Annotated in this window: 17 protein-coding genes; 3 read left to right on the top strand and 14 right to left on the bottom strand. The window is 72.1% G+C overall.

Translation table 11 applies throughout. From position 1 onward, the window contains the following. Nucleotides 1–50 precede the first annotated feature (50 nt). Nucleotides 51–2,597 carry an ATP-dependent Clp protease ATP-binding subunit gene (locus ACIPSJ_RS48865; RefSeq protein WP_401356291.1) on the top strand — a complete coding sequence of 849 codons (2,547 nt, stop codon included), beginning with the start codon at nt 51–53 and terminating at the stop codon, nt 2,595–2,597. A gap of 48 nt (nt 2,598–2,645) precedes the next feature. Here ACIPSJ_RS48865 and ggt read toward each other — a convergent pair whose 3' ends face one another. Then, nucleotides 2,646–4,442 carry a gamma-glutamyltransferase gene (gene ggt, locus ACIPSJ_RS48870; RefSeq protein ID WP_401356293.1) on the bottom strand — a complete coding sequence of 599 codons (1,797 nt, stop codon included), beginning with the start codon at nt 4,440–4,442 and terminating at the stop codon, nt 2,646–2,648. Between the two features lie 143 nt (nt 4,443–4,585). On the opposite strand from ggt, the gene ACIPSJ_RS48875 reads away from it, so the two are divergent. Both ACIPSJ_RS48875 and ACIPSJ_RS48880 read left to right on the top strand, forming a co-directional pair. After that, nucleotides 4,586–5,350 (top strand): hypothetical protein, encoded by a 765-nt coding sequence (locus ACIPSJ_RS48875; RefSeq protein ID WP_359225878.1) that lies wholly within the window; start codon nt 4,586–4,588, stop codon nt 5,348–5,350. A 116-nt stretch (nt 5,351–5,466) separates the two neighbouring features. Continuing rightward, nucleotides 5,467–7,035 carry a CocE/NonD family hydrolase gene (locus tag ACIPSJ_RS48880; RefSeq protein ID WP_401356295.1) on the top strand — a complete coding sequence of 523 codons (1,569 nt, stop codon included), beginning with the start codon at nt 5,467–5,469 and terminating at the stop codon, nt 7,033–7,035. Between the two features lie 43 nt (nt 7,036–7,078). On the opposite strand, the gene ACIPSJ_RS48885 is transcribed toward ACIPSJ_RS48880, so the two are convergent. The 13 genes from ACIPSJ_RS48885 to ACIPSJ_RS48945 form a co-directional block, all read right to left on the bottom strand. Beyond that, nucleotides 7,079–7,930, bottom strand: a complete 852-nt coding sequence (locus ACIPSJ_RS48885) for an amino acid ABC transporter permease (RefSeq protein WP_359225874.1) — start codon at nt 7,928–7,930, stop codon at nt 7,079–7,081. Further along, on the bottom strand, nt 7,927–8,571 hold the full coding sequence (locus tag ACIPSJ_RS48890) for an amino acid ABC transporter permease (RefSeq protein ID WP_359225872.1): 645 nt from the start codon (nt 8,569–8,571) through the stop codon (nt 7,927–7,929). The genes ACIPSJ_RS48885 and ACIPSJ_RS48890 overlap by 4 nt, the downstream gene beginning before the upstream one ends. Nucleotides 8,572–8,582: 11 nt before the next feature. Continuing rightward, nucleotides 8,583–9,551 carry a glutamate ABC transporter substrate-binding protein gene (locus ACIPSJ_RS48895; RefSeq protein ID WP_359225870.1) on the bottom strand — a complete coding sequence of 323 codons (969 nt, stop codon included), beginning with the start codon at nt 9,549–9,551 and terminating at the stop codon, nt 8,583–8,585. 16 nt (nt 9,552–9,567) lie between these two features. Beyond that, nucleotides 9,568–10,311 carry an amino acid ABC transporter ATP-binding protein gene (locus tag ACIPSJ_RS48900; protein ID WP_401356298.1) on the bottom strand — a complete coding sequence of 248 codons (744 nt, stop codon included), beginning with the start codon at nt 10,309–10,311 and terminating at the stop codon, nt 9,568–9,570. A gap of 113 nt (nt 10,312–10,424) precedes the next feature. Beyond that, the gene (locus ACIPSJ_RS48905; RefSeq protein WP_355721905.1) at nt 10,425–10,832 is read right to left on the bottom strand and encodes a DUF6278 family protein; all 408 of its coding nucleotides are present in this window, start codon (nt 10,830–10,832) and stop codon (nt 10,425–10,427) included. Nucleotides 10,833–10,848: 16 nt separating this feature from the next. Next, nucleotides 10,849–11,628, bottom strand: coding sequence for an exodeoxyribonuclease III (locus tag ACIPSJ_RS48910; protein ID WP_401356301.1), 780 nt, complete (start codon nt 11,626–11,628; stop codon nt 10,849–10,851). Between the two features lie 36 nt (nt 11,629–11,664). Continuing rightward, nucleotides 11,665–12,300 carry an MBL fold metallo-hydrolase gene (locus tag ACIPSJ_RS48915; protein ID WP_401356304.1) on the bottom strand — a complete coding sequence of 212 codons (636 nt, stop codon included), beginning with the start codon at nt 12,298–12,300 and terminating at the stop codon, nt 11,665–11,667. Between the two features lie 28 nt (nt 12,301–12,328). After that, nucleotides 12,329–13,648, bottom strand: a complete 1,320-nt coding sequence (pcaC, locus tag ACIPSJ_RS48920) for a 4-carboxymuconolactone decarboxylase (RefSeq protein ID WP_359225863.1) — start codon at nt 13,646–13,648, stop codon at nt 12,329–12,331. Nucleotides 13,649–13,751: 103 nt separating this feature from the next. Further along, the gene (locus tag ACIPSJ_RS48925; protein WP_401356307.1) at nt 13,752–14,366 is read right to left on the bottom strand and encodes a hypothetical protein; all 615 of its coding nucleotides are present in this window, start codon (nt 14,364–14,366) and stop codon (nt 13,752–13,754) included. Between the two features lie 41 nt (nt 14,367–14,407). Next, the gene (locus tag ACIPSJ_RS48930) at nt 14,408–16,690 is read right to left on the bottom strand and encodes an SWIM zinc finger family protein (RefSeq protein WP_401356309.1); all 2,283 of its coding nucleotides are present in this window, start codon (nt 16,688–16,690) and stop codon (nt 14,408–14,410) included. Further along, complete coding sequence (locus tag ACIPSJ_RS48935) at nt 16,687–19,506, bottom strand: SNF2-related protein (protein ID WP_401356312.1); 2,820 nt, start codon at nt 19,504–19,506, stop codon at nt 16,687–16,689. The genes ACIPSJ_RS48930 and ACIPSJ_RS48935 overlap by 4 nt, the downstream gene beginning before the upstream one ends. 139 nt (nt 19,507–19,645) lie before the next feature. Continuing rightward, nucleotides 19,646–20,230, bottom strand: coding sequence for a sugar kinase (locus ACIPSJ_RS48940; protein WP_365684718.1), 585 nt, complete (start codon nt 20,228–20,230; stop codon nt 19,646–19,648). After that, nucleotides 20,227–21,372 (bottom strand): ROK family glucokinase, encoded by a 1,146-nt coding sequence (locus ACIPSJ_RS48945; protein ID WP_359225227.1) that lies wholly within the window; start codon nt 21,370–21,372, stop codon nt 20,227–20,229. The genes ACIPSJ_RS48940 and ACIPSJ_RS48945 overlap by 4 nt, the downstream gene beginning before the upstream one ends. Nucleotides 21,373–21,454: the final 82 nt, after the last annotated feature.

The following is a 21,454-nucleotide window of genomic DNA, read 5'->3' on the forward strand; positions in this document are numbered from 1 at the left end:
AGCGAGCGCGTCCCCCAAGGCGCCGGGACGCCGGAACGGAACGAACGCTCATGACCAGCGGCTACCCCGGACCGGGCGACAACGGACAGGACCCCTTCGGCGAGTTCCTCGCCCGCTTCTTCGGCGAGGGCGGCGCACGCCAGGGTCCCCGCCAGATCGACATCGGCAGGCTGCTCAGCCAGCCCGCGCGGGAGCTGGTCCGGGGCGCCGCCCAGTACGCCGCCGAACACGGCAGCCGCGACCTGGACACCGAACACCTGCTGCGCGCGGCCCTCACGGCCGAGCCCACCCGTTCCCTGCTCAGCAGGTCCGGCGCCGATCCCGACTCGCTGGCGACGGAGATCGACGACCGCGCGGGCCCGGTCCAGCACCCGCCCGGCGAGGCACCCCCGCCGACCTCGCTCGCGCTCACCCCCGCCGTGAAGCGGGCCCTGCTGGACGCGCACGACCTGGCGCGGGCCAGCGGCACCGGGTACATCGGCCCCGAGCACGTCCTGGGCGCGCTCGCCGCGAACCCCGACTCGGCCGCCGGGCACATCCTGAACGCCGCCCGGTTCGCCGCCGCCGGCCTGCCCGCGGACGCCACGGAGACCGACCGTTCCCTCACCGGCCCGGACACCCGGCGCCGTACGAACACGCCCACCCTCGACAAGTACGGCCGCGATCTGACCGAGCAGGCCGGGCAGGGCCGGATCGACCCGGTCATCGGCCGCGACGACGAGATCGAGCAGACCATCGAGGTGCTCTCCCGGCGCGGCAAGAACAACCCCGTGCTGATCGGTGACGCGGGCGTCGGCAAGACCGCGATCGTCGAGGGCCTGGCCCAGCGGATCGCCGACGGGGACGTGCCGGAGGTGCTGTCGTGCCGCCGGGTCGTCGCCCTCGACCTGCCGGGCGTGGTCGCGGGCACCCGCTTCCGGGGCGACTTCGAGGAGCGCCTGACCACCATCGTCAACGAGATCCGCGCCCACTCCGACCAGCTGATCGTCTTCATCGACGAGCTGCACACCGTGGTCGGCGCCGGAGGCGGCGGTGAGGGCGGGGCGATGGACGCGGGCAACATCCTCAAGCCGGCCCTCGCCCGCGGCGAGCTGCACATCGTGGGCGCGACCACCCTGGAGGAGTTCCGCAAGATCGAGAAGGACGCGGCGCTGGCCCGCCGCTTCCAGCCGATCCTGGTGCCCGAGCCGACGGTCCCGGACGCCATCGAGATCCTGCGCGGCCTGCGCGACCGCTACGAGGCCCACCACCAGGTCCGCTACACCGACGAGGCCCTGGTCGCCGCCGTGGAACTCTCCGACCGCTACCTCACCGACCGCCGGCTGCCCGACAAGGCGATCGACCTCATCGACCAGGCGGGCGCCCGCGTCCGGCTCGGCGCCCGCACCAAGGGCAGCGACGTCCGGGCGATGGAACGCGAGATCGAACAGGTGACCAGGGACAAGGACCAGGCGGTCGCCGACGAACAGTACGAACGGGCCACCCAACTCCGGGATCGCATCACCGAGTTGAAGACCCGCATCACCGAGGTCTCCGGCGAGGACGAGGCCGACGAGGGCCAGCACCTGGAGGTGACGGCCGAGGCGATCGCCGAGGTGGTGTCCCGCCAGACCGGCATCCCAGTCAGCAGCCTCACCCAGGAGGAGAAGGAGCGCCTGCTCGGCCTGGAGGCGCATCTGCACCACCGGGTCATCGGCCAGGACGAGGCGGTCGCCGCCGTCTCCGAGGCGGTCCTGCGCTCCCGCGCCGGGCTCGCCAGCCCCCACCGCCCGATCGGCAGCTTCCTCTTCCTCGGCCCGACCGGCGTCGGCAAGACCGAACTGGCCCGCGCGCTCGCCGAGGTCCTGTTCGGCAGCGAGGACCGGATGGTCCGCCTCGACATGAGCGAGTACCAGGAGCGCCACACGGTCTCCCGCCTGGTCGGCGCCCCGCCCGGCTACGTCGGCCACGAGGAGGCCGGCCAGCTCACCGAGGTCGTCCGCCGCCACCCCTACTCACTGCTCCTCCTCGACGAGGTCGAGAAGGCCCACCCGGACGTCTTCAACATCCTGCTCCAGGTCCTGGACGACGGCCGCCTCACCGACTCCCAGGGCCGCACCGTGGACTTCACCAACACGGTCATCGTGATGACCAGCAACCTCGGCTCGGACGTGATCAACCGCCGCGGCGCCGGCATCGGCTTCGGTCCGGGCGGCGAGGAGGCCACCGAGGAGGCCCGCCGCGAGCAGGTCCTGCGCCCGCTCCGCGACCACTTCCGCCCGGAGTTCCTCAACCGCATCGACGAGATCGTCGTCTTCCGCCAGCTCACCGGCGAACAACTCCGCCAGATCACCGAACTCCTCCTGGAACACACCCGCCGCATGCTCCACGCCCAGGGCATCACCGCCCACTTCACCGACCCCGCGGTCAACTGGCTCGCGGAACACGGCTACCAACCGGAGTACGGCGCCCGCCCCCTGCGCCGCACCATCCAGCGGGAGGTCGACAACCAGCTGTCGCGTCTCCTCCTGGACGGCACGATCACCGAGGGCACCGAGGTGACTGTGGACGAAGCCAACGGCCACCTGGAATTCCGGCCCGCGAAAGCGCCCCTTTAGTGGCGCGGGGAACTGCGCGACCAGCCCCCACGCACCCGCGGTCGGCAACTACGGCGCAGGGTCCACCACCTGAGCCGAGCCCCCACCCCGCCGCACAGTCTCCGCAGCCGCCAGCCACTTCCCACCCGGCAACCGCTGCACCCCAGTAGCCGCACCGATCTCCGGATTCAGCGAGAACACATGTCCGATCGCCTCCAACTTCCCTCTCAGCTCGGGGTCGTTGTACAGCGCCGGCTCCAGCTCCGTCTTCGCCGCGTTCCGCTGCGACGCCCGCGGCGCCGCGATCGCGTCCACCAACGGCAGATGCCGGTCGATGAACTCGGTCAGCACCTGCAGCACGGTGGTGATGATGGTCGCCCCGCCGGGCGACCCCACCGCGACCACCGGCTTGTTCGCCTTGTCCAGCACGATCGTCGGCGAGATGGAGGACCGCGGCCGCTTCCCGGGCCCGGGCAGGTTCGGGTCGTGCACCGCGGGGTTCGCCGGGGCGAACGAGAAGTCGGTCAGCTCGTTGTTGAGCAGGAACCCCCGCCCCGGCACGGTGATCGCGCTGCCGCCGGTCTGCTCGATGGTCAGCGTGTAGGAGACGACGTTCCCCCACTTGTCGGCGACCGTGAGGTGCGTCGTGTTCTCGCCCTCGTACGTGGTCGGCGCCGGCGTCCCCGTGGAGCCCGGGTCGTTGGGGTCACCCGGCGCGACCGGGCTGGTCAGCACCGAGTCGTCGTGGATGAGTGCCGCCCGCTCGTCGGCGTACCGCTGGGACAGCAGCCCCTTCGTCGGCACGTCCTCGAACGCGGGGTCACCGACCCACCGTCCGCGGTCGGCGAAGGAGATCCGGCTCGCCTCGATGAAGTGGTGCAGGTACTGCACCTCACTGGCCTTGGAGAGGTCGGTGTTCTCCAGGATGTTGAGGGCCTCCCCGACCGTCGTGCCGCCTGACGACGACGGCGCGATCGAGTACACCTTCAGCCCGCGGTACGACGTCTCGGTCGGCGCCTGCGACTTGGCCCGGTAGGCGGCCAGATCCTTCGCGGACAGCTTGCCCGCGCGTGCCTTCCACCCCGAAGCCGGGTCCACCGGCGGGTTGTTGACCGTCGAGAGGATGTCCTTGCCGAGGCCTCCCCGGTAGACGTCCCCGGTCCCCTTCTTCCCCAACTCCTGGTACGTACGGGCGAGATCGGGGTTCTTGAAGGTGGACCCGACCACCGGCAGCTGCCCGCCCGGCAGGAACAGCTTCGCGGTGTCCGGGAAGTACCGGAACCGTGTCTCGTTCGCGGCGGTCTGCGTCCGGAAGGTGTCGTCGACGGTGAACCCGTTGCGGGCGATCCGCTCGGCCGGCTTCAGCACGGTGGAAAGCCGCTCGCTCCCCCACTGGTTCAGCGCCGTCTGCCAGGTGGCCGGTGTCCCCGGCGTACCGACGCTCAGCCCGCTGCTCACGGCGTCCGCGAAGGCGAGCGGCTGCCCGTTCTCGACGAACAGGTTCGAGTCGGCGGTCAGCGGCGCGGTCTCCCGCCCGTCGATCGTGTGCACCGTACGGGACTTGGCGTCGTAGTAGACGAAGTAGCCGCCTCCGCCGATGCCGGAGGAGTACGGCTCGGTGACGCCGAGCGCGGCGGCGGTGGCGACGGCGGCGTCGACCGCGTTACCGCCCTTGCGCAGCACCTCGATACCGGCGGCGGAGGCGTCCGCGTCGACGCTGGCGACCGCACCGCCGTAGCCGACGGCCACCGGGACCTTCGTCACCGCGCTCCCGCCGGAGGCGCCCGGCGGCGCTGCCGCTCCCACCGACACCACGGCGGCCGAGACCGCCAGGACCGTCAGTTTCCGCGTGACAGGGCGACGCATCCGCACCTCCAGTTCCGGAACGTCCGCGCAGCGTATCGGCGGGGCCACGGCCCCGACAGGCACATTCAGGGCACTGTCATATGACTGCCACACTTCGAACACGGGTACGTTCCGGCCACCTGTGCCCGCTAGCATGCGCGCCCATGAATGACGACCTGCGCAACATTGTCCTCGGTGTGGTGGCGGCCGGCATCAGCGCCGCCCTCGGCTGGCTGGCCCGCACCTACATCTGGCGGCGGAAGCTGCGCCGCAAGCAGGCCTTCTTCGGGCTGCCGGAGAACTCTGAGTCGCTGCTGGTCGTCAACCGCGATCCGGCCACCTCCGAACCGGCGGTCCACCGTTTCGACGTGTTCGCGCTCCTGGAGCTGGCCGCGCTGATCAAGGACTGCGGCGCGAACCTGCAGATGGTGACCCAGGACAACGTGCAGCAGGGCTTCGGCGAGCGCACGGAGTTCTGCGTCGGCGGGCCGGGGTCGAACCGCCGGATGCTGGCCCACATGTCGGCGATGCTGCCCGGTGTGCGCGTCAACGTGGACCCGGAGCCGGGTCCGGACCGCGGCGCCTTCCAGATCGGCGCCGAGCGCTACCGGCTGGACCCGGGCATCACGGAGTACGTGCTCCTCGCCCGCCTCACCGCCGGCCAACGCCCCGACGCCCGCCCGGTGTTCCTCTTCTGCGGGCAGCGTGCGATCACCAACCAGGCGGCCACCCGCTACCTGGCCCGCAACCACGAGCGGCTCGCCCGCAAGCACGGCAAGAACACCTTCGTGCTGCTCCTCAAGGTCGTCAACTCGCAGGCGTACGGCCCGGATGTGGTCGAACTCGTCTCGGACGTCAGCCGCGCCGCGCAGGCGCCGCTGCCGCCCGCCGCGACCGACCCCGCACCCGCCTCGCACCGCGCCGGCTGAACACCTGCACCCTTCAACAATCTTTACCCGCACGTAACTTACCGACGGGTTACTTGCAGTAAGCGGTCGCGGTTACCGTCGGGTCACTTTGCTCTGACACATACGGGGAGTGACCTGTGGGAACCCATCGCAAGGCCCTGCGTACGACCGCCGTGGGCGCCGTCTCCGCGACCCTGATCGCCGGAGGCGTCCTCGGGTTCACCCCCGCCGCGCAGGCCGCCCAGAACAGCGTCCGGTTCGTCGACATCGGCGGCGACGGCGGTACGACCCTCAAGGCGAACGTCGTCACGCCCGCGGGCGCCGACGGCTCGCGTCGCTACCCGCTGCTCGTCATGCCCACGAGCTGGGGCTTCCCCCAGGTCCAGTACCTGGCCCAGGCCCAGAAACTGGCCGACTCCGGCTATGTGGTGGTGGCCTACAACGTCCGGGGCTTCTGGCAGTCCGGCGGCGGGATAGAGGTGGCGGGGCCGCCCGATGTCGCCGACGCGTCCAAGGTGATCGACTGGGCGCTCGCCAACACCCCCTCCGACGCCGGGCACATCGGCATGGCGGGCGTGTCGTACGGCGCCGGCATCAGCCTGCTCGCGGCCGCGCACGACCGGCGGATCAAGGCCGTCGCCTCGCTCAGCGGCTGGGCCGACCTGATCGACTCGATCTACTCGGGCCGCACCGAACACTCCGAAGCGACCGCCCTCCTCGACGGCGTCGGCCAGGTCACCGGCCGCCCGAGCGCGGAGACCAGCCAGGTCTTCAAGGACTTCTTCGCCGCCGACCTGTCCAACGAACAGGAACTGATCGACTGGGGAAAGAAACGATCCGCCGCCACCTATGTCGACCAGATCAACAAGAACGGCGCGGCGATCATGCTCGCCAACGCCTGGGGCGACACGATCTTCCCGCCCAACCAGATCGCCGACTTCTACGGCAGGCTGACCGGCCCCAAGCGGCTGGAGCTGCGCCCCGGCGACCACGCCACCGCCGAGCTGACCGGACTGTTCGGGCTGCCCAACGACGTGTGGACGGACACCGAGCGCTGGTTCGACCACTACCTCAAGGGCGCGGACAACGGGATCGACCGCGAGCAGCCGGTGGAGCTCAAGTCCCGTTCCACGGGCGGCTACGAGGGCTACCCGGACTGGAAGTCGGTGGGCGCCGACCGGCGGAAGATCGACCTCGCGGGCACGGCCACCGTCCACGCGAACGTGGACTCGGGCGCGGACGGCGGGATCGTCTTCCTGTCCAGCATCCTCGACCAGGTCGCCCAGCTGCCGCCGGTCGCCTCGATCCCGCTGCTGCCGCGCCGCTGGGCCGCCGTCTGGCAGTCCGAGCGGTACGCCGGCGCCCAGCGGGTGCGCGGCACCGCCCGGTTGCACACCACCCTCACCCCGACCAAGGAGAGCGGCACCCTCGTCGCCTACCTCTACGACGTGGGCCCGCTCGGCCTCGGCAAGCTGGTCACCCACGCGCCGTACACCTGGCACGGCCGGACGCCCGGCAAGGCGTTCGACGTGGACCTGGACCTGTTCTCCACCGCCTACGACGTGCCGGCCGGGCACCGGCTCGCGCTGGTGGTCGACACGGTGGACCCGCTCTACATCGAGCACAACCCGTCCGGCGCGCAGCTGACCTTCTCCTCGCCGGTGGACGACCCGTCGTACGTGTCCGTCCCGCTGCGCGAGCAGTGATCTCCGGCTGCCGCCGGCCGGGCCTGGCCCTGGCTGCTGCCCCCTACGGCAACAGCGTCCCTGGTTCGGCCGGGGCCACCTCGACGGCCTCGGTCCGCGGACTGCGCTGCTCCCGCCGGGCCACCCAGCCGGCGAACCACGAGAGCAACATGCACATCCCGATGTAGATCGGCGCGATCACCATCACCACAGGGATGAAGGGCAAATCGTAGTCGAGGTTCGACGCGATCAGTTTCCCGGCATGGAGGAACTCCTCGTAGGTGATGAGATAGCCGAGCGAGGTGTCCTTCAGGGCCACCACGAGCTGGCTGATGATGGCCGGCAGCATGGCCCGGACGGCCTGGGGCACCAGGACGTACGACATGACCTGGGTCTTGCGCATGCCGAGCGCGAACGCGGCCTCCCCCTGGCCGCGTTCCACACTGAGCACCCCGGAGCGGAACACCTCGGCGAGCACCGAGCCGTTGTAGAGGGTGAGTCCGGCAACCAGCGCGGGCAGCGGCTGGACCTTCAGCGCCACGAAGATGAAGAAGATCATCACGAGGACGGGCATCGCCCGGAAGAACTCCACGACGACGGTGGCGAGCCAGCGGACCGGGCGGTGGTCCGACAGCCGTCCGGTGGCCAGCAGCCCGCCCAGGGCGAGGGAGAGGACGGCCGCCATCGCGAAGGCCTTGAGGGTGTTGCCCAGGCCGCGCAGGAGGAGTTCCTGGATCCCCTTGTACGCGAAGGGCATCCACTTCGTGTACGTGAACTGCCCGGTGTCGAAGAGGAGATACAGGATCCAGGCGAGCAGGCCGAGGAGCAGGGCGGTGGCCAGGGCGCCGTAGAGCCGGTGGCGCCTGCGGGTGCGGGGGCCGGGGATGTCGTAGAGCGCGGTGGCGGCCTCGGTCATCGGGCGACTCCCCAGGTGCGTTCCATCGCGTGGAAGAGGCCGCTGATGGCGAGGGTGATGATCAGGTAGCCGACGGCGATCCAGACGAAGGTCCAGACGATGTTGTAGCCGAGCTCGCTCAACGTCTTGTAGGTGCCGAGGAGTTCGGTGACGCTGAACGCGCCCGCGATCGCGGAGTTCTTGGCGAGCGCGATGAGCGTGGAGCCGATCGGCGGGATCACCGACCGGAACGCCTGCGGCAGGATCACCAGGTTGAGGGTCTGCCCGAAGGTCATGCCGAGGCTGCGGGCGGCCTCGCCCTGCCCCGTGGGCACGGTGTTGATGCCCGAGCGCAGTGCTTCGCAGATGAAGGCGGAGGTGTAGCAGCCGAGGGCGAGGACCGCGAACACCTTGAAGGGCAGCACCAGTCCGAAGCGGGGCAGGCCGAGCAGCACCGCGAAGAACAGGAGCGTGAGCGGGGTGTTGCGGAGCACGGTGACCCAGGCCGTTCCGAAGATCCGCAGGGAGCCGACCGGGGCGACCCGGAAGGCGGCCATCAGGAAGCCGAGGACCAGCGCCAGCAGCGAGGCGTAGACGGTGAGTTCGACGGTGCCGAGGAAACCCTCGGCGTAGGTGTGGAAGTTGTCGGTCAGTACGTTCATGCCGTCCTCCCTCAGCTCGCGGGATAGCGGTCGATCGGGGGCGGCTGCGGGGCCGGTACGCCGGAGAGGCCGAGCGTCGCCTCGTAGGCCCGCTTCCAGTCGCCGTTCTTCTCACGTGCCTCCAGGGCGTCGTCCATCGCGAAGCGCAGGGCGTTGTCGTCGCGCGGGACGCCGATGCCGTAGGGCTCCTTCGAGAAGGGCCTGCCGACGACCTTGAGTTCGTCGGGGGCCTTCGCCGCGTAGCCGATGAGGATGGCGTCGTCGGTGGTGACGGCGTCGACCTGGTAGGTGAGCAGGTTGTCGACGCAGACGGAGTAGGTGTCGTAGGCGACCAGGATCGCCTTCGGATAGTCGGCCTTGATCCGCTGGTACGGCGTCGAACCGGCCGCCGAGCAGACACGTCTGCCGGCGAGGTCCTCGGGGCCGTGGATGTCGTTCTCGTCCCGGCGCACGAGCAGGGACTGGCCCGCCATGTAGTAGGGACCGGCGAAGCCGACGAGCTTCTTGCGGTTGTCGTTGATGGTGTAGGTGCCGACGTAGTAGTCGATCTGGCCGTTCTGCAGGGCGGTCTCGCGGTTGGCGGAGGCGATGGTCCGGAAGCGGATCTTCTGGGGGTCGAGGCCGAGGGAGGCGGACATCATCCGGGCGATCTCGATGTCGAAGCCCGAGTAGACGCCGGTGGCCGGGTCCCTCTGGCCGAGGTAGGGCTGGTCCTCCTTGACGCCGACGACGAAGTAGCCGCGCTTCTTCGCCCGGGTCCAGGTCGGGGAGTCGGGCAGCCGGAAGTCCTGCGCGATCTCGTAGTGGGGAAGCCTGTCGGCCGCGGGGCCCTTGCCCGGCGGGCTGCCCTCCTTGCCGCAGCCGCCGGCGGCGAGGCCGGCGGCTGCCAGCAGCAGCACGGCGAGCAGGACCCGCGCGACGGACCGGGCTCGGGCGGTGGACCTGGTCTGGGCGGCGGGCACACGGGTGGTACGGACCATGGGTGGTGCTCCCCGCTCAGTGCTTGAGGATCTTGGACAGGAAGTCCTTGGCGCGCTCGCTGCGCGGGTTGGTGAAGAACTCCTCCGGGGTGCGGTCCTCCACGATCCGGCCGTCGGCCATGAAGACGACCCGGTGGGCGGCGGAGCGGGCGAAGCCCATCTCGTGGGTGACGACGACCATGGTCATGCCGTCCCGGGCGAGCTGCCGCATGACTTCGAGGACCTCGTTGATCATCTCCGGGTCGAGGGCGGAGGTGGGCTCGTCGAAGAGGAGGGCCTTGGGCTCCATGGCGAGGGCGCGGGCGATGGCCACCCGCTGCTGCTGGCCGCCGGAGAGCTGTGCGGGGTACTTCTCGGCCTGCGCCGACAGGCCCACCCGGTCCAGGAGTTCACGCGAGCGCCGGTCGGCCTGTTCCTTCGTGCGCTTGCGGACCTTGATCTGGGCGAGGGAGACGTTCTGCAGGACGGTCTTGTGGGCGAACAGGTTGAAGGACTGGAAGACCATGCCGACCTCGGCACGGAGCCGCGCGAGGGCCTTGCCCTCCTGGGGCAGCGGCTGCCCGTCGAGGGTGATCGTCCCGGACTCGACGGCCTCCAGGCGGTTGATCGTCCGGCACAGCGTCGACTTTCCCGACCCCGAGGGGCCGATGACGACGACCACCTCGCCCTTGCCGACGGTGAGAGCGATGTCCCTCAGGACGTGGAGCTCCCCGTAGTACTTGTTGACGTCCCGCAGTTCGATCAGAGGATCGACGGCCATCCGCAGCCCTACCCACTCTCAGCCGTGTCGTGGTTGCCGCAAACTATCCAGCGACGACTGAACCGGGCGTACGACACGCACCTTTCGGGCATTAGCCGTATTTACGGCAGCGGTCAGGCTTCGGCGACCTCCGCGTAGAGCTGGGAGAGCTCGGGAACACCGCTCGCCGCCCAGTCCTGACCGGACCCGACGACCTCGAACTCCCGTCCGGAGGCCAGCCGTACGACCGGCTCCCCGTCCGCCCGGATCTCCCACTCCGCACCCGGCACGGTCCGGATCAGGACGGTGCCCAGATAGAGGCCGGCGTCGGTGCCGAGCCAGGCCACGGTCTCCTCGTCGTCCCGCCAGCGCGGCAGCAACTGGTCGAGGGCCTCCAGCGAGGCCGGGGTGTCGTCGAGCGCGACGCCCTCCTCGGCCGCCTGGGCGCGCAGCAGCTCGCACTCGGCGAGGAGATCGGGGTCCGCGGTGTGGTGGACGTCACCGGTGTGGCCGTGCCTGTTGCCCAGAAAGGGGATGTTCATGGTCCCAGGTTGACACTCACACCTCCAGGTCCACCACCACCGGGGCATGATCGGAAGCGCCTTTCCCCTTGCGCTCCTCGCGGTCGACATAGGCGTCCTGCACGGCTTTGCCGAATGCTTCGTTGCCGTACACCAGGTCGATACGCATGCCGCGGTTCTTCGGGAAGGCCAACTGGCGGTAGTCCCAGTAGGTGTACGGGCGGTCGTACTTGAGCGGGCGCGGCACGACGTCGGACAGGCCGGTCTCGCGCAGGGCGGTGAGGGCGGCGCGCTCGGCCGGGGTGACATGGGTGAGGCCCTCGAAGGCGGCGGTGTCGAAGACGTCGTCGTCCGTCGGCGCCACGTTGTAGTCACCGAGGACCGCGAAGGGGCGGCTGCCGCCCGCGTCGCCGGCGACGGCGGCCTTCAGCGCCTCGAACCACTGGAGCTTGTAGGCGTAGTGCGGGTGGTCCACCTCGCGGCCGTTCGGTACGTACACGGACCAGACGCGGACCGGGCCGCAGGTCGCCGAGATCGCGCGGGGCTCCTCGGCCCCGTCGTAGCCCGGGTCGCCGGGCAGGCCCTTGACGACGTCCTCCAGGCCGACCCTGGAGAGCACCGCCACGCCGTTCCACCGGCCGGTGGCGTTCACCGCCGCCTCGTAGCCCAGCTCGCGCAGCGGCTCGAACGGGAACTGCGCCTCGGCGAGCTTGGCCTCCTGGAGGCAGAGCACGTCGGTGCCGCTGCTCTCCAGCCAGGCGAGGAGCCTCGGCAGGCGGGCGGTGATCGAGTTCACGTTCCAGGTCGCGATGCGCATGTCCCACAACCTACCGGGCCCCTCTGACAACGCGCCTCAGACGTCCGCCGAGCCTCCCGCGGCCAGCCGCAGGTGCTCCGCGCCGCCCAGGGCGCCGATCTGGCGGTCGTAGATCGGCCGGGCCAGATCGGTGAGCAGCGCGTCGTGGATGTCGTAGGCGCGCTGCGGCTTCACCTCGCGGACGTAGTCGATGACCTCGGAGATCTTGTTCCAGGGGGCCATCACGGGGAGCATCAGCGTCTCGACCGGGTGGTCGGGGACGGTGAGCGCGTCGCCGGGGTGGAACACCTTGCCGCCGTCGACGAGGTAGCCGACGTTGGTGATGCGCGGGATGTCGGGGTGGATCACCGCGTGGAGTTCGCCGTGCACCTGGACGTCGAAGCCGGCCGCGGTGAAGGCGTCGCCGTGGCCGACGGTGTGCACCCGGCCCGGGAAGGCCGCCGCGAGCTGGTCCGCGACGGACTTCAGGGTCCAGATCTCGGTGGCCGGGTCGGCGTCCATCGCGGCCCGCAGCCGGCCCTCGTCGAAGTGGTCGGCGTGCTCGTGCGTGACCAGGATCGCGTCGGCGCCGACCGCCGCGTCCTGCTCGCTGAACCCGCCGGGGTCGATCACCAGCGTGCGCCCGTCCTTCTCCAGGCGCACGCACGAGTGGGACTTCTTGGTGAGCTTCATGGTCACCATCCTGCCCCCATGCCGTCCCTCAGTCCTCGGGGGTGGTCTCCTCGCGGATGATCTGCTGGGCGACCCGGAAGGCGCTGTTCGCCGCCGGCACCCCGCAGTACACCGCCGCCTGCAGCAGTACTTCCTTGATCTCGTCCGGGGTCAGGCCGTTGCGCAGGGCCGCCCGGACGTGGAAGCCCAGCTCCTCCAGGTGGCCGCCCGCGACCAGCGCGGTCAGCGTGACACAGCTGCGCGAGCGCCGGTCGAGGCCGGGCCGGTCCCAGATCTCGCCCCAGGCGTAGCGGGTGATGAACTCCTGGAAGTCCCCGGAGAACTCGTCGGCCTGCGCCAGCGCCCGGTCCACGTGCGCGTCCCCGAGCACCTCCCGGCGGACCTTCAGCCCCGCGTCGTACGGGTCCGGCCGCCCGAACGGCTGCGGCGGTACGACGGCCGGGGCGATCGCGGCGATCGGCGTGACCTGGGGAGCGACCTGCGGCACGACCAGCGGCGCGGCGGGCAGCACCGGCTTCACCGGGGCGGCCGGGATGGCCATCTGGCCGGTGGTGGAGTCGTAGGCGGGCTGCCAGGCGGTGGAGAAGTGCCGGACCAGCAGGTCGGTGACGGCGGCGGGCTGCTCGACCGGGACCAGGTGGGAGGCGCCGGGCACCACCGCGAGCCGGGCGTCCGGGATCGCGGCGACCAGGGTGCGGGCCTCGGCGGGCCCGGTGACCTGGTCGTCCGAGCCGACCAGCACGAGCGTGGGCACCCCGACCCGGGCGACCTCGTGCCGTACGTCGAAGCCGGCCAGCGCCTCGCAGGCGGCGATGTAGCAGCCGGGGTCGGTCGTGCGGACCATCTGGACGGCCCACTCCGTGATCGCGGGCTGGGCGGCGGCGAACCCGCCGGTGAACCAGCGGTCGGGGGAGGTCCGGGCGATCGGGTCGAGGCCGTTGGTGCGCACGATCACCCCGCGCTGGCGGAACTCGTCCGCCGTCCCGAACCGGGGCGAGGCGGCGACCAGCGCGAGCGAGGCGATCCGCTCCGGGTGCCGCAGGGCCAGCTCGATGCCGACGGCACCGCCGAGCGCACAGCCCGCGTAGCCGAAGCGCTGTACGCCCACCGAGTCCAGCGTGGCCAGCAGCCGCGCGGTCAGCTCGGCGACGGAACCGGCCGGGTACGCCGGGGCGCCGCCGTGCCCGGGCAGGTCGTAGCGGAACACCCGCCACTGCTGGATCAGCTCCGGGATCTGCCGGTCCCACATGTGCCATGTCGTGCCCAGTGAGGGACCGAGGATCAGGACAGGTGCGTCTTCCGGCCCGTCAAAGCGGTATTGCAGGGTGTTCGTCGGTGTCTCACTCACGCCCTGCACGCTCTCACATCTCCCCCCGTCCCACGTGCCCGGGTCGCAACCCCGTGCAAGCCGTACCAGGTTGTGGGAGCCTTGCGAAGATCCTCGGCCTCGATCAGCCGCCGGGCGGCGTGGGCCGGTCCAGGGCATCGCGTCCGGCGCGAGTGAAGAGCCTCAGCACGCGCTGGGCGTCGTCGAAGCACACCGTGATCTGCCGGTGCATGTCCGCGGCGTCGTCCTGGGACAGTGGCCCGGCCACGGCTCTCGCCTCGTGCTCCTCGGCACAGGTCAGCAGGTCCCGGAGGCTGGTCATGCAGTCGCCCACCCGCTCGGCCACCTCGTCGGGTCCCTGCAACTCGACCGCATAGGACGTCTTCAGGGCATCCCGGTACGCCATTCTGCCGCGCATCCGGATCTCCTCCCGCTGCGCGGCCTCCGGAGCACCGGGCAGACAGCAGCGGTGATAGTCGAGAGCCGCGATCCGGGCCGTCTGCGACTTCTCGGCGAACTCCTCGTAGATCGCCTTCCGGTGCTCCCGACGCCAGCGGTGGTGCTCCAGGCGGAGATCGAGTTCCTGGAGCCGCTCGCGCTGCCGTGACTGGCGTTCCTCCTGTTGTTCCAGGGCCTGTTGTTTGGCGCGCTCGGACCGCAGGGTGAGGAAACCCGTCAGACCGCTGCCGATCAGGGTTCCGATGATTCCGATGAAGGAGAGGAGCAGAGAACCGGCCACATTCCATGTGTGCGCCGGCGGACCCTTGATCAGTCCTGCTCCTACAGGTCGTCCGACGCGCCGAGGCCGGTGAGCGCGCCCACCGGGTCCAGGTCCGGGGTGCCTCTGGGCCACCAGTCGTCGTGGCCCGGTTCCGACTCGTAGGCGTACCAGAGGCCGTCCCGGCCCAGGCGGAGCTGGAGGTGGCCGGCGGGGTGGGTGAGGTGGTTGTGCCAGGGGCGGAACACCGGCAGGTCGGCGGCGAGCAGCAGCGGCCGGGCCCGGTCGAAGCGGCCGGCCGGCGGATCCCAGGGCTCCTCCAGGACGGCCAGCCCCTCCAGGCCGCCCTGGCGCCAGGCGGCGACCGCGCGCGCCAGGTCGCCCGGGGTGCGGCCGACGGCGTCCGCGAGGGACGCGTACAGGGCGCGGGTGGACGCGGTCAGGCCGGAACCGGGGCGGGCGGCGGCGAGCCGTACCGCGTCCTGCCAGAGCGTCAGTTCGCCGACCGGGTCGCGCCCGGTGGCGAGCAGCGCGTGGGCGCGGGCGGCGGCGTCGGTGGCGAGCTGGTCCAGCGCGAAGGGGTCGGGGCCGCCGGGCACCCCCGGATAGACCGGGGGCTGCTCGGGGTGCGGCGGAACCGGCAACGGGGGCGGCAGCGGCGGAAGCCGGCGGGGCAGGAGAGCCTCGGTGGCGCGGACGCCGGGCAGGGACATCGGCTGCCGCTCCCGGGCGGCGCGGGCCGCGTTGCGGCGGGACAGCGCGTCGAGCACCTCGCGCTCCCCTCGGCCGCGCAGCAGAAGCAGCACGAACGGGTCGGCGTCCAGCAGCCGCGCGGTCTGGTAGCAGAGGGCGGCCGCGTGCTTGCAGGGGTGCCCGAAGTCCGGGCAGCTGCACCGGGGTTCGAGTTCGCCGGGGCCCGGGAGCAGCGGGACCCCCGTGTCGGCCAGAGCCTGCGGCAGCTCCTTGTCCAGCAGCGCCGCGATGTCTCCGGGGCGGTCGGCGGCGGCCTCCAGGAACCGCTCCCACTCGTCCTCGCCGAAAGCACGCAGGCGTAGCTGCACACGGTACGGCCGGGGCCGGCTCCCCTGCACATACGCCAGCACCAGCCCCGGCGTCACCGTGATCGCGTCCACATGCCCTTGCTCCGCGTAACTCCGGCCCCGCGCGAGCCGCTTGACGTCCAACGCGCCCTCTTCGAGCGCCCTGACCCAGGCGTTGCCCCACCAGGTATCGGCGAAGTCGGCACCGGAGGCGGCGGCCTCAGCGCGCGACGGGAGGGAGGGGAAGGTACGGCGGAGTTCGGTGTCGCGGTGGGGGGTGGCCATGGTGCGGGGGAGGTGAGGGGCGGCGGGAGTGGTGTGGGGAGCGGCGGGGTTGGTGTGGGGAGCGGGGGTGTTCGGGGTGTCGGTCTCCGGGGGGCGGGTGGTGGGGGGCGGTGGGGAGGCGGGGGTGGCGTAGGGCGCGGAGGTGGTCGGAGTCTTGGTGTCCGAGGGGCGGGAGGTGGTGGGCGGTGGGGAGACAGGGATACTCGTCGCCGCCGGGTCGCCGGAGAGCAGTGAGGAAACGGGAGTACCCGTAGACGCCATGCCGCCGGTGGGTGATCCGGTCGTGGGCGGAAGGTCGGCCTCTGCGGCGGCCGCCGGCTCGTCCTCGGCCGGGGGCATCCGGAATGCGGTGGCCAGGAACTGCTTCAGGTCACGCGCGGTGCTGTGACGGGTCGCGGCAGGCGGATGCGGCGACGGCAGCGGGCGCGCCACGCGGGCCGGTGGCGCCGCGGACGCCTCCGCCGCGGCCTCTTCGGCCCGCCGCCGCTCCTCGCGGGCGGCACGCAACGCCTGCCGGGCGATGTCACCCGGACGCCCACCGGGCCGGGTGCCGGGGCCGGGGCCGGGGCCGTTGGAGGCGGACTCGGTCCGGGCGGCACCGGGAGCGGTACCGGGCATGGTGTCCGGGGCGCTCTCCTCGGCGTCGGTCTCGTGCGGCGCGGAGCCGGAGCCGTCGGAGCCGGTGGCCCCGTCCTCCTCCCTCTCCGCTCTCTCCACGTCCTTCGCGGCGGCAGCCGTCCGCAACGCCAGACGCGCGGCGTCTCCCGGCCTCGGTGCCGGTCCCGGGGACATGGCTCCGCTCCCCCGCGAGCCGGCACCGGACGCCTGTTCTCCGGATCCGGCCGCGCCGTGCGCCTGCTCCGGGCGGTCCGCCGTACCCTCGGCCGACTCTGCCGACGCCGGCCCCGTGCTCTCGCCGGTGGTCGTCCCGGCGCCCCCGGTCTCCGCCCCGCGCTCCCGCGCCGCGCGCAGTGCCCGTCGTGCCGCGTCGCCCGGCCGCTGTTCGCCGCCCTCGCTCATGCCGTCCTCCGCAGCGAGACCAGGTCGGACAGCTCGCGGTCGGTCAGTTCGGTCAGGGCGGCCTCGCCGGAGCCGAGGATCGCGTCGGCGAGGGCCCGCTTGGACTCCAGCATCTCGGCGATGCGGTCCTCGACGGTGCCCTCGGTGACCAGGCGGTGGACCTGGACCGGCTGGGTCTGGCCGATGCGGTACGCGCGGTCGGTGGCCTGTTCCTCCACGGCCGGGTTCCACCAGCGGTCGAAGTGGACGACATGGCCCGCGCGGGTGAGGTTGAGTCCGGTGCCCGCGGCCTTCAGGGAGAGGACGAGGACCGGGGTCGCGCCGGCCTGGAAGCGGTCGACCATGCGCTCCCGCTCCGGGACCGGTGTGCCGCCGTGCAGCAGGTCGACCGGGACCGCGCGGGCCTGGAGGTGCGCGGTGATCATGCGGGCCATGCCGACGTACTGGGTGAAGACCAGTACCGAGCCGTCCTCGGCGAGGACGGTGTCCAGCAGCTCGTCGAGCAGGGTGAGTTTGCCGGAGCGGGCGGCCAGGGTGTCAGGGCGGCCGTCCTCCTTCAGGTACAGCGCGGGGTGGTCGCAGATCTGCTTCAGGGCGCCGAGGAGCTTGAGCACCAGGCCGCGCCGCGCGATGCCCTGCGCGGTCTCGATGGCGAGCAGCGACTCGCGTACCACCGCCTCGTACAGGGCGGCCTGTTCGCGGGTGAGCGGGACCGGGTGGTCGGTCTCGGTCTTGGGCGGGAGTTCGGGGACGATCCCGGGGTCGGACTTCTTGCGGCGCAGGAGGAAGGGGCGGACCAGGCGGGCGAGCCTGGTCACGGCCTCCGCGTCCTCGCCGTTCTCGACGGCACGCGCGTGCCGGGCGCGGAAGGACTTCAGCGGGCCGAGGAGGCCGGGGGTGGTCCAGTCGAGCAGGGCCCAGAGCTCGGAGAGGTTGTTCTCCACGGGCGTGCCGGTGAGGGCCACGCGCGCGGGGGACGGAATCGTGCGCAGGGCTTTGGCGGTCGCCGAGTAGGGGTTCTTGACGTGCTGCGCCTCGTCGGCGACGACCATGCCCCAGGGCTGTTCGGCGAGCCGGGCGGCCGTGGCGCGCATGGTGCCGTAGGTCGTCAGGACGAAGCCGCCGTCGAGGCCGTCCAGGGTGCGGTCGGGGCCGTGGAAGCGGCGGACCGGGACGCCGGGCGCGAACCGGGCGATCTCCCGCTGCCAGTTGCCCAGCAGGGAGGCCGGGCAGACCACCAGGGTCGGTTCGGTTCGGGCCCGCTTGAGGTGCAGGGCGATGACGGTGATGGTCTTGCCGAGGCCCATGTCGTCGGCGAGGCAGCCGCCGAGGCCGAGGGAGGTCATGAGGTCGAGCCAGGCCAGGCCCCGGAGCTGGTAGTCGCGCAGGGTGGCGTGCAGTCCGGCGGGCGGTTCGGCCGGGTGGATGCCGGCGGTGAGGCGGTCGCGGAGGGCCGCGAGAAGGCCGACGGGGACCGCCTCGACGGTCTCGCCGTCCACCTCGGCCTCACCGGTGAGCGCCACGGAGAGCGCGTCGACCGGGTCGAGCAGGCCCAGTTCGCGTTTGCGGGCCTTGCGGACCAGGGCCGGGTCGACCAGTACCCAGCTGTCCCGCAGCCGGACCACCGGCCGGTGTGCCTCGGCGAGCGCGTCCATCTCGGCCTCGCTGAGCGGGTCGCCGCCGATCGCCAGCTGCCAGCGGAACTGGAGCAGTTCCTCGCCCTCGAAGAAGCCGGTGCCGTCGGTCGCGGACCCGGGGGCGGGACGGATGACGGCCGAGGCGGTCAGGTCCTGTGCCAGGTCGCGGGGCCAGTGCACGGCGACCCCGGCCGCCGAGAGCCTGGTCGCCGCCACCCCGAGCAGCTCGCCCAGCTCCTCCTCGGAGAGCGCGAGCACGTCCGGCACGTCCTGTTCCGCGAGCCGGTCCAGCGGTGGCCAGACCCGCGCGGCCCGGCGGACGGCCAGTGCCGCGTCCACGCGCGCCCGGGGGCCGAAGGCGGCGTCGGAGCGCCCCGCCCACAGCGCCGCCGCGTCGGTCACCAGGGTGGGGTCGGCGAGGCTGTGCACCTGGACGATCGCCGCTCCCGCGCGGGGCGCGCCCTCGCCGTCGTCGAACAGGTCGTACGCCGACAGGTCCAGGCGCAGGGAGATGCGCACGCCCGCGTCCATGCCGGCGGCGACCTCCGCGGCCCACTCGCGGGCGTCGGGCAGCCGCTGTGCCTCGCGGGCGGCGAAGGGCCGGCCCGAGGTGTGGGGCGCGGCCGGGGTGCGGGGCAGGGTGTCGGCGACCGCGTCCAGGAAGGAGCGGATCAGCGCCTCGGGCCGGGGCAGCAGCAGCGGGCCCGGGCCGGGCAGCGGGACGGCGTGGCCCTCGGCGGGCAGGGCGGCGGCGACCGCGCGCAGGTGGGCGATGTCGGCGGGCTCCAGGGGGCCGGCCCGCCAGGCGTCGTGACCGGCCGGGGTCAGGCCGGGCAGCAGGCGGCCCCGGGCGGCGAGCCGCAGCGCGTGCTGGGCGGCGGCTCCCCAGCAGGCGGTGGCGGGGTGGGCGGCCGGGTCGCGGCGGGCCCGGACGAGCAGCGGGAGGGCCTCGGCGAGCGGCAGGGTCAGCGCGGGCACCTGCCGGCGGCGGACACCGGCACCGTGCCGTCGTACGACCGTCAGGTCCTCGGTCGCGGAACCGGTCGCGGCGGCGGGCAGTGGGTCGCCCTCCGGGTCCCAGAAGGCCATCCGGCCGTGGCGTGGGAGGTCGGCGGGCAGATAGATCGCGGCGAGGCGCACGGGCACGCCGTCAGGGGTCTCGGTCACCGTGCCGCTCATACGTTCTGCCACCTCCCGCCCGGTTGTCGGATCAGACGTCTCCGACTGTACGGGCGGGGTCTGACAATCGGCCCCGGCGACCGGCCGCGGCCACATTCACGGCCACATTCACGGCCACGACCACGGCCAGCGCCGGGTGCTACGGGACGGTGCGCGAGACCACGTAGATCATCGGGTAGTTGGGGTCGGCCGTGTTCACGACCACGTCCTGGGTGGGCGCCGGGTTCTTCTGCTTGTGCGTCAGGCCCGACCAGGCGCCGGGTCCGGTGAACTTCCAGCCGGTGATCTTCTGGTCGCGGGCGCTGATGCTGATGTCGTCCTTCTTGAGGGCGTCCCGGTTGACGCCCATGCCCTCCAGGAAGCTGTCCAGGCCGGCGCTGTTGGTGCGGAACTGGACGTAGAGACGGCTGGTCTTCCAGTTGTTCGTCTCGTAGTACGCGATCGTGTCGGCCGGGTGCGGGACCGGCACCTGGTACAGGCGTCGCTGCACCTTCGACGGCCAGCCCTCGGTGAGGCCGGTCGCCGAGTACTTGGACTCCTTGTCCTTGCCGCTGTTGCGGCTCTGGTTGGCGGAGATCACCAGATAGCCGGCCGGTACGCCGATGAGCAGCACGATGATCAGCAGCGTGAGCGTCCGGCGGCGGGCCTTGTGGCCCGGGGTCTCGGGCGGGCGGCGGTGCGGTTCGTCGGGCGGCGCGGCCTGGCGGGGCAGCGAAGCGGTCATGCGGTGTCCCGGGTACGGCGGGCCTCCGCGTACCGCTCGTAGCGCTCGTACCGCTCCACCCGGCGCCGGTTGGCGCGGCGGAACCGGCGGGCGACGAGCCGGGCGAGGTCGGCGGCGCCGACCATGCCGGCCTCGGGGCCCAGCTGGGCTCGGGCGATCCGGGCCTCGGGACGGTAGCCGCGGCCGGTGAGCTGGCGCTTGAACGCGTCCCGCGCGGGGCCGATCAGCAGGTCGTCGGCGGCGCTGACACCACCGCCGATCACGAAGCAGGAGGGGTCGAGGGCGGCGGCGAGGTTGGCGATGCCGACGCCGAGCCACTGGCCGATGTCCTGGAGCAGCTCGATGCACATCGCGTCGCCCTCGCGGGCCAGCTCGGTGATCATCGGGCCGCTGATCTCGTCGATGTTGCCCTTGACGTGCTCGATGATCCCGTAGGCCACCGGGGAGTCGGCCGCCGCCAGCTCCTTGGCCTCGCGGACCAGCGCGTTGCCGGAGCTGTACTGCTCCCAGCAGCCGCGGTTGCCGCACGGGCAGCGGTGGCCGCCGGGCACGACCTGCATATGGCCGAACTCGCCGGCGACACCGTACTTGCCGCGCTTGACCTGGCCGTCCTCCAGGATCGCGCCGCCGATGCCGGTGCCGAGCGTGATCATGACCAGGTGGTCCTCGCCGCGGCCGGCGCCGAACCGCCACTCGGCCCAGGCGGCGGCGTTGGCGTCGTTGTCGACCAGGACGGGGACCGCGAGGCGGCCGGCGAGGCGGTCGCGCAGCGGCTCGTTCCGCCAGGACAGGTGCGGGGCGAACAGGACGCGGTTGCGGTCGGCGTCGACCCAGCCGGCCGCGCCGATGCCGACCGCGTGCACGTCGTGCCGGTCGGACAGGTCCAGGACCAGCTCGACGATCGTGTCCTCGACGACCTTCGGGCTCTTGGACTTGTCCGGGGTCTCCGTGCGGAGCTTCTCCAGGATGTTGCCGTCGGCGTCCACGACGCCCGCCATGACCTTGGTGCCGCCGATGTCGATGCCCACCGTTGGCACACGGGGTGCTGTCAGGTGGGAGCGGCGTTCCCGGGTGCCGACGGTTCGCAGGACCGGGGCACGGCGGGAGCCGATGGGGGCGGTGAGGTCGCGGTAGGTGCTCATCGGGCTTGATTCTGCCGCACGCTCGCGCGGAGTGCCGTTCGGGGGACATAAAGGTGGGTACCGCGCCGTTGCCGGGTACGGG

The organism is Streptomyces sp. NPDC090088, from assembly GCF_044747345.1.
Classification (GTDB): domain Bacteria; phylum Actinomycetota; class Actinomycetes; order Streptomycetales; family Streptomycetaceae; genus Streptomyces.

Bases quoted from the DNA above. Each gene is read 5' to 3' on its own strand.
- ACIPSJ_RS48895 (WP_359225870.1), bottom strand. From the start codon at position 9,551: ATGGTCCGTACCACCCGTGTGCCCGCCGCCCAGACCAGGTCCACCGCC.
- ACIPSJ_RS48875 (WP_359225878.1), top strand. From the start codon at position 4,586: ATGAATGACGACCTGCGCAACATTGTCCTCGGTGTGGTGGCGGCCGGC.
- ACIPSJ_RS48905 (WP_355721905.1), bottom strand. From the start codon at position 10,832: ATGAACATCCCCTTTCTGGGCAACAGGCACGGCCACACCGGTGACGTC.
- ACIPSJ_RS48945 (WP_359225227.1), bottom strand. From the start codon at position 21,372: ATGAGCACCTACCGCGACCTCACCGCCCCCATCGGCTCCCGCCGTGCC.
- ACIPSJ_RS48935 (WP_401356312.1), bottom strand. From the start codon at position 19,506: ATGAGCGGCACGGTGACCGAGACCCCTGACGGCGTGCCCGTGCGCCTC.
- ACIPSJ_RS48930 (WP_401356309.1), bottom strand. From the start codon at position 16,690: ATGAGCGAGGGCGGCGAACAGCGGCCGGGCGACGCGGCACGACGGGCA.
- ACIPSJ_RS48915 (WP_401356304.1), bottom strand. From the start codon at position 12,300: ATGAAGCTCACCAAGAAGTCCCACTCGTGCGTGCGCCTGGAGAAGGAC.
- ACIPSJ_RS48940 (WP_365684718.1), bottom strand. From the start codon at position 20,230: ATGACCGCTTCGCTGCCCCGCCAGGCCGCGCCGCCCGACGAACCGCAC.
- ACIPSJ_RS48910 (WP_401356301.1), bottom strand. From the start codon at position 11,628: ATGCGCATCGCGACCTGGAACGTGAACTCGATCACCGCCCGCCTGCCG.
- ggt (WP_401356293.1), bottom strand. From the start codon at position 4,442: ATGCGTCGCCCTGTCACGCGGAAACTGACGGTCCTGGCGGTCTCGGCC.
- ACIPSJ_RS48890 (WP_359225872.1), bottom strand. From the start codon at position 8,571: ATGAACGTACTGACCGACAACTTCCACACCTACGCCGAGGGTTTCCTC.
- ACIPSJ_RS48885 (WP_359225874.1), bottom strand. From the start codon at position 7,930: ATGACCGAGGCCGCCACCGCGCTCTACGACATCCCCGGCCCCCGCACC.
- ACIPSJ_RS48900 (WP_401356298.1), bottom strand. From the start codon at position 10,311: ATGGCCGTCGATCCTCTGATCGAACTGCGGGACGTCAACAAGTACTAC.
- ACIPSJ_RS48865 (WP_401356291.1), top strand. From the start codon at position 51: ATGACCAGCGGCTACCCCGGACCGGGCGACAACGGACAGGACCCCTTC.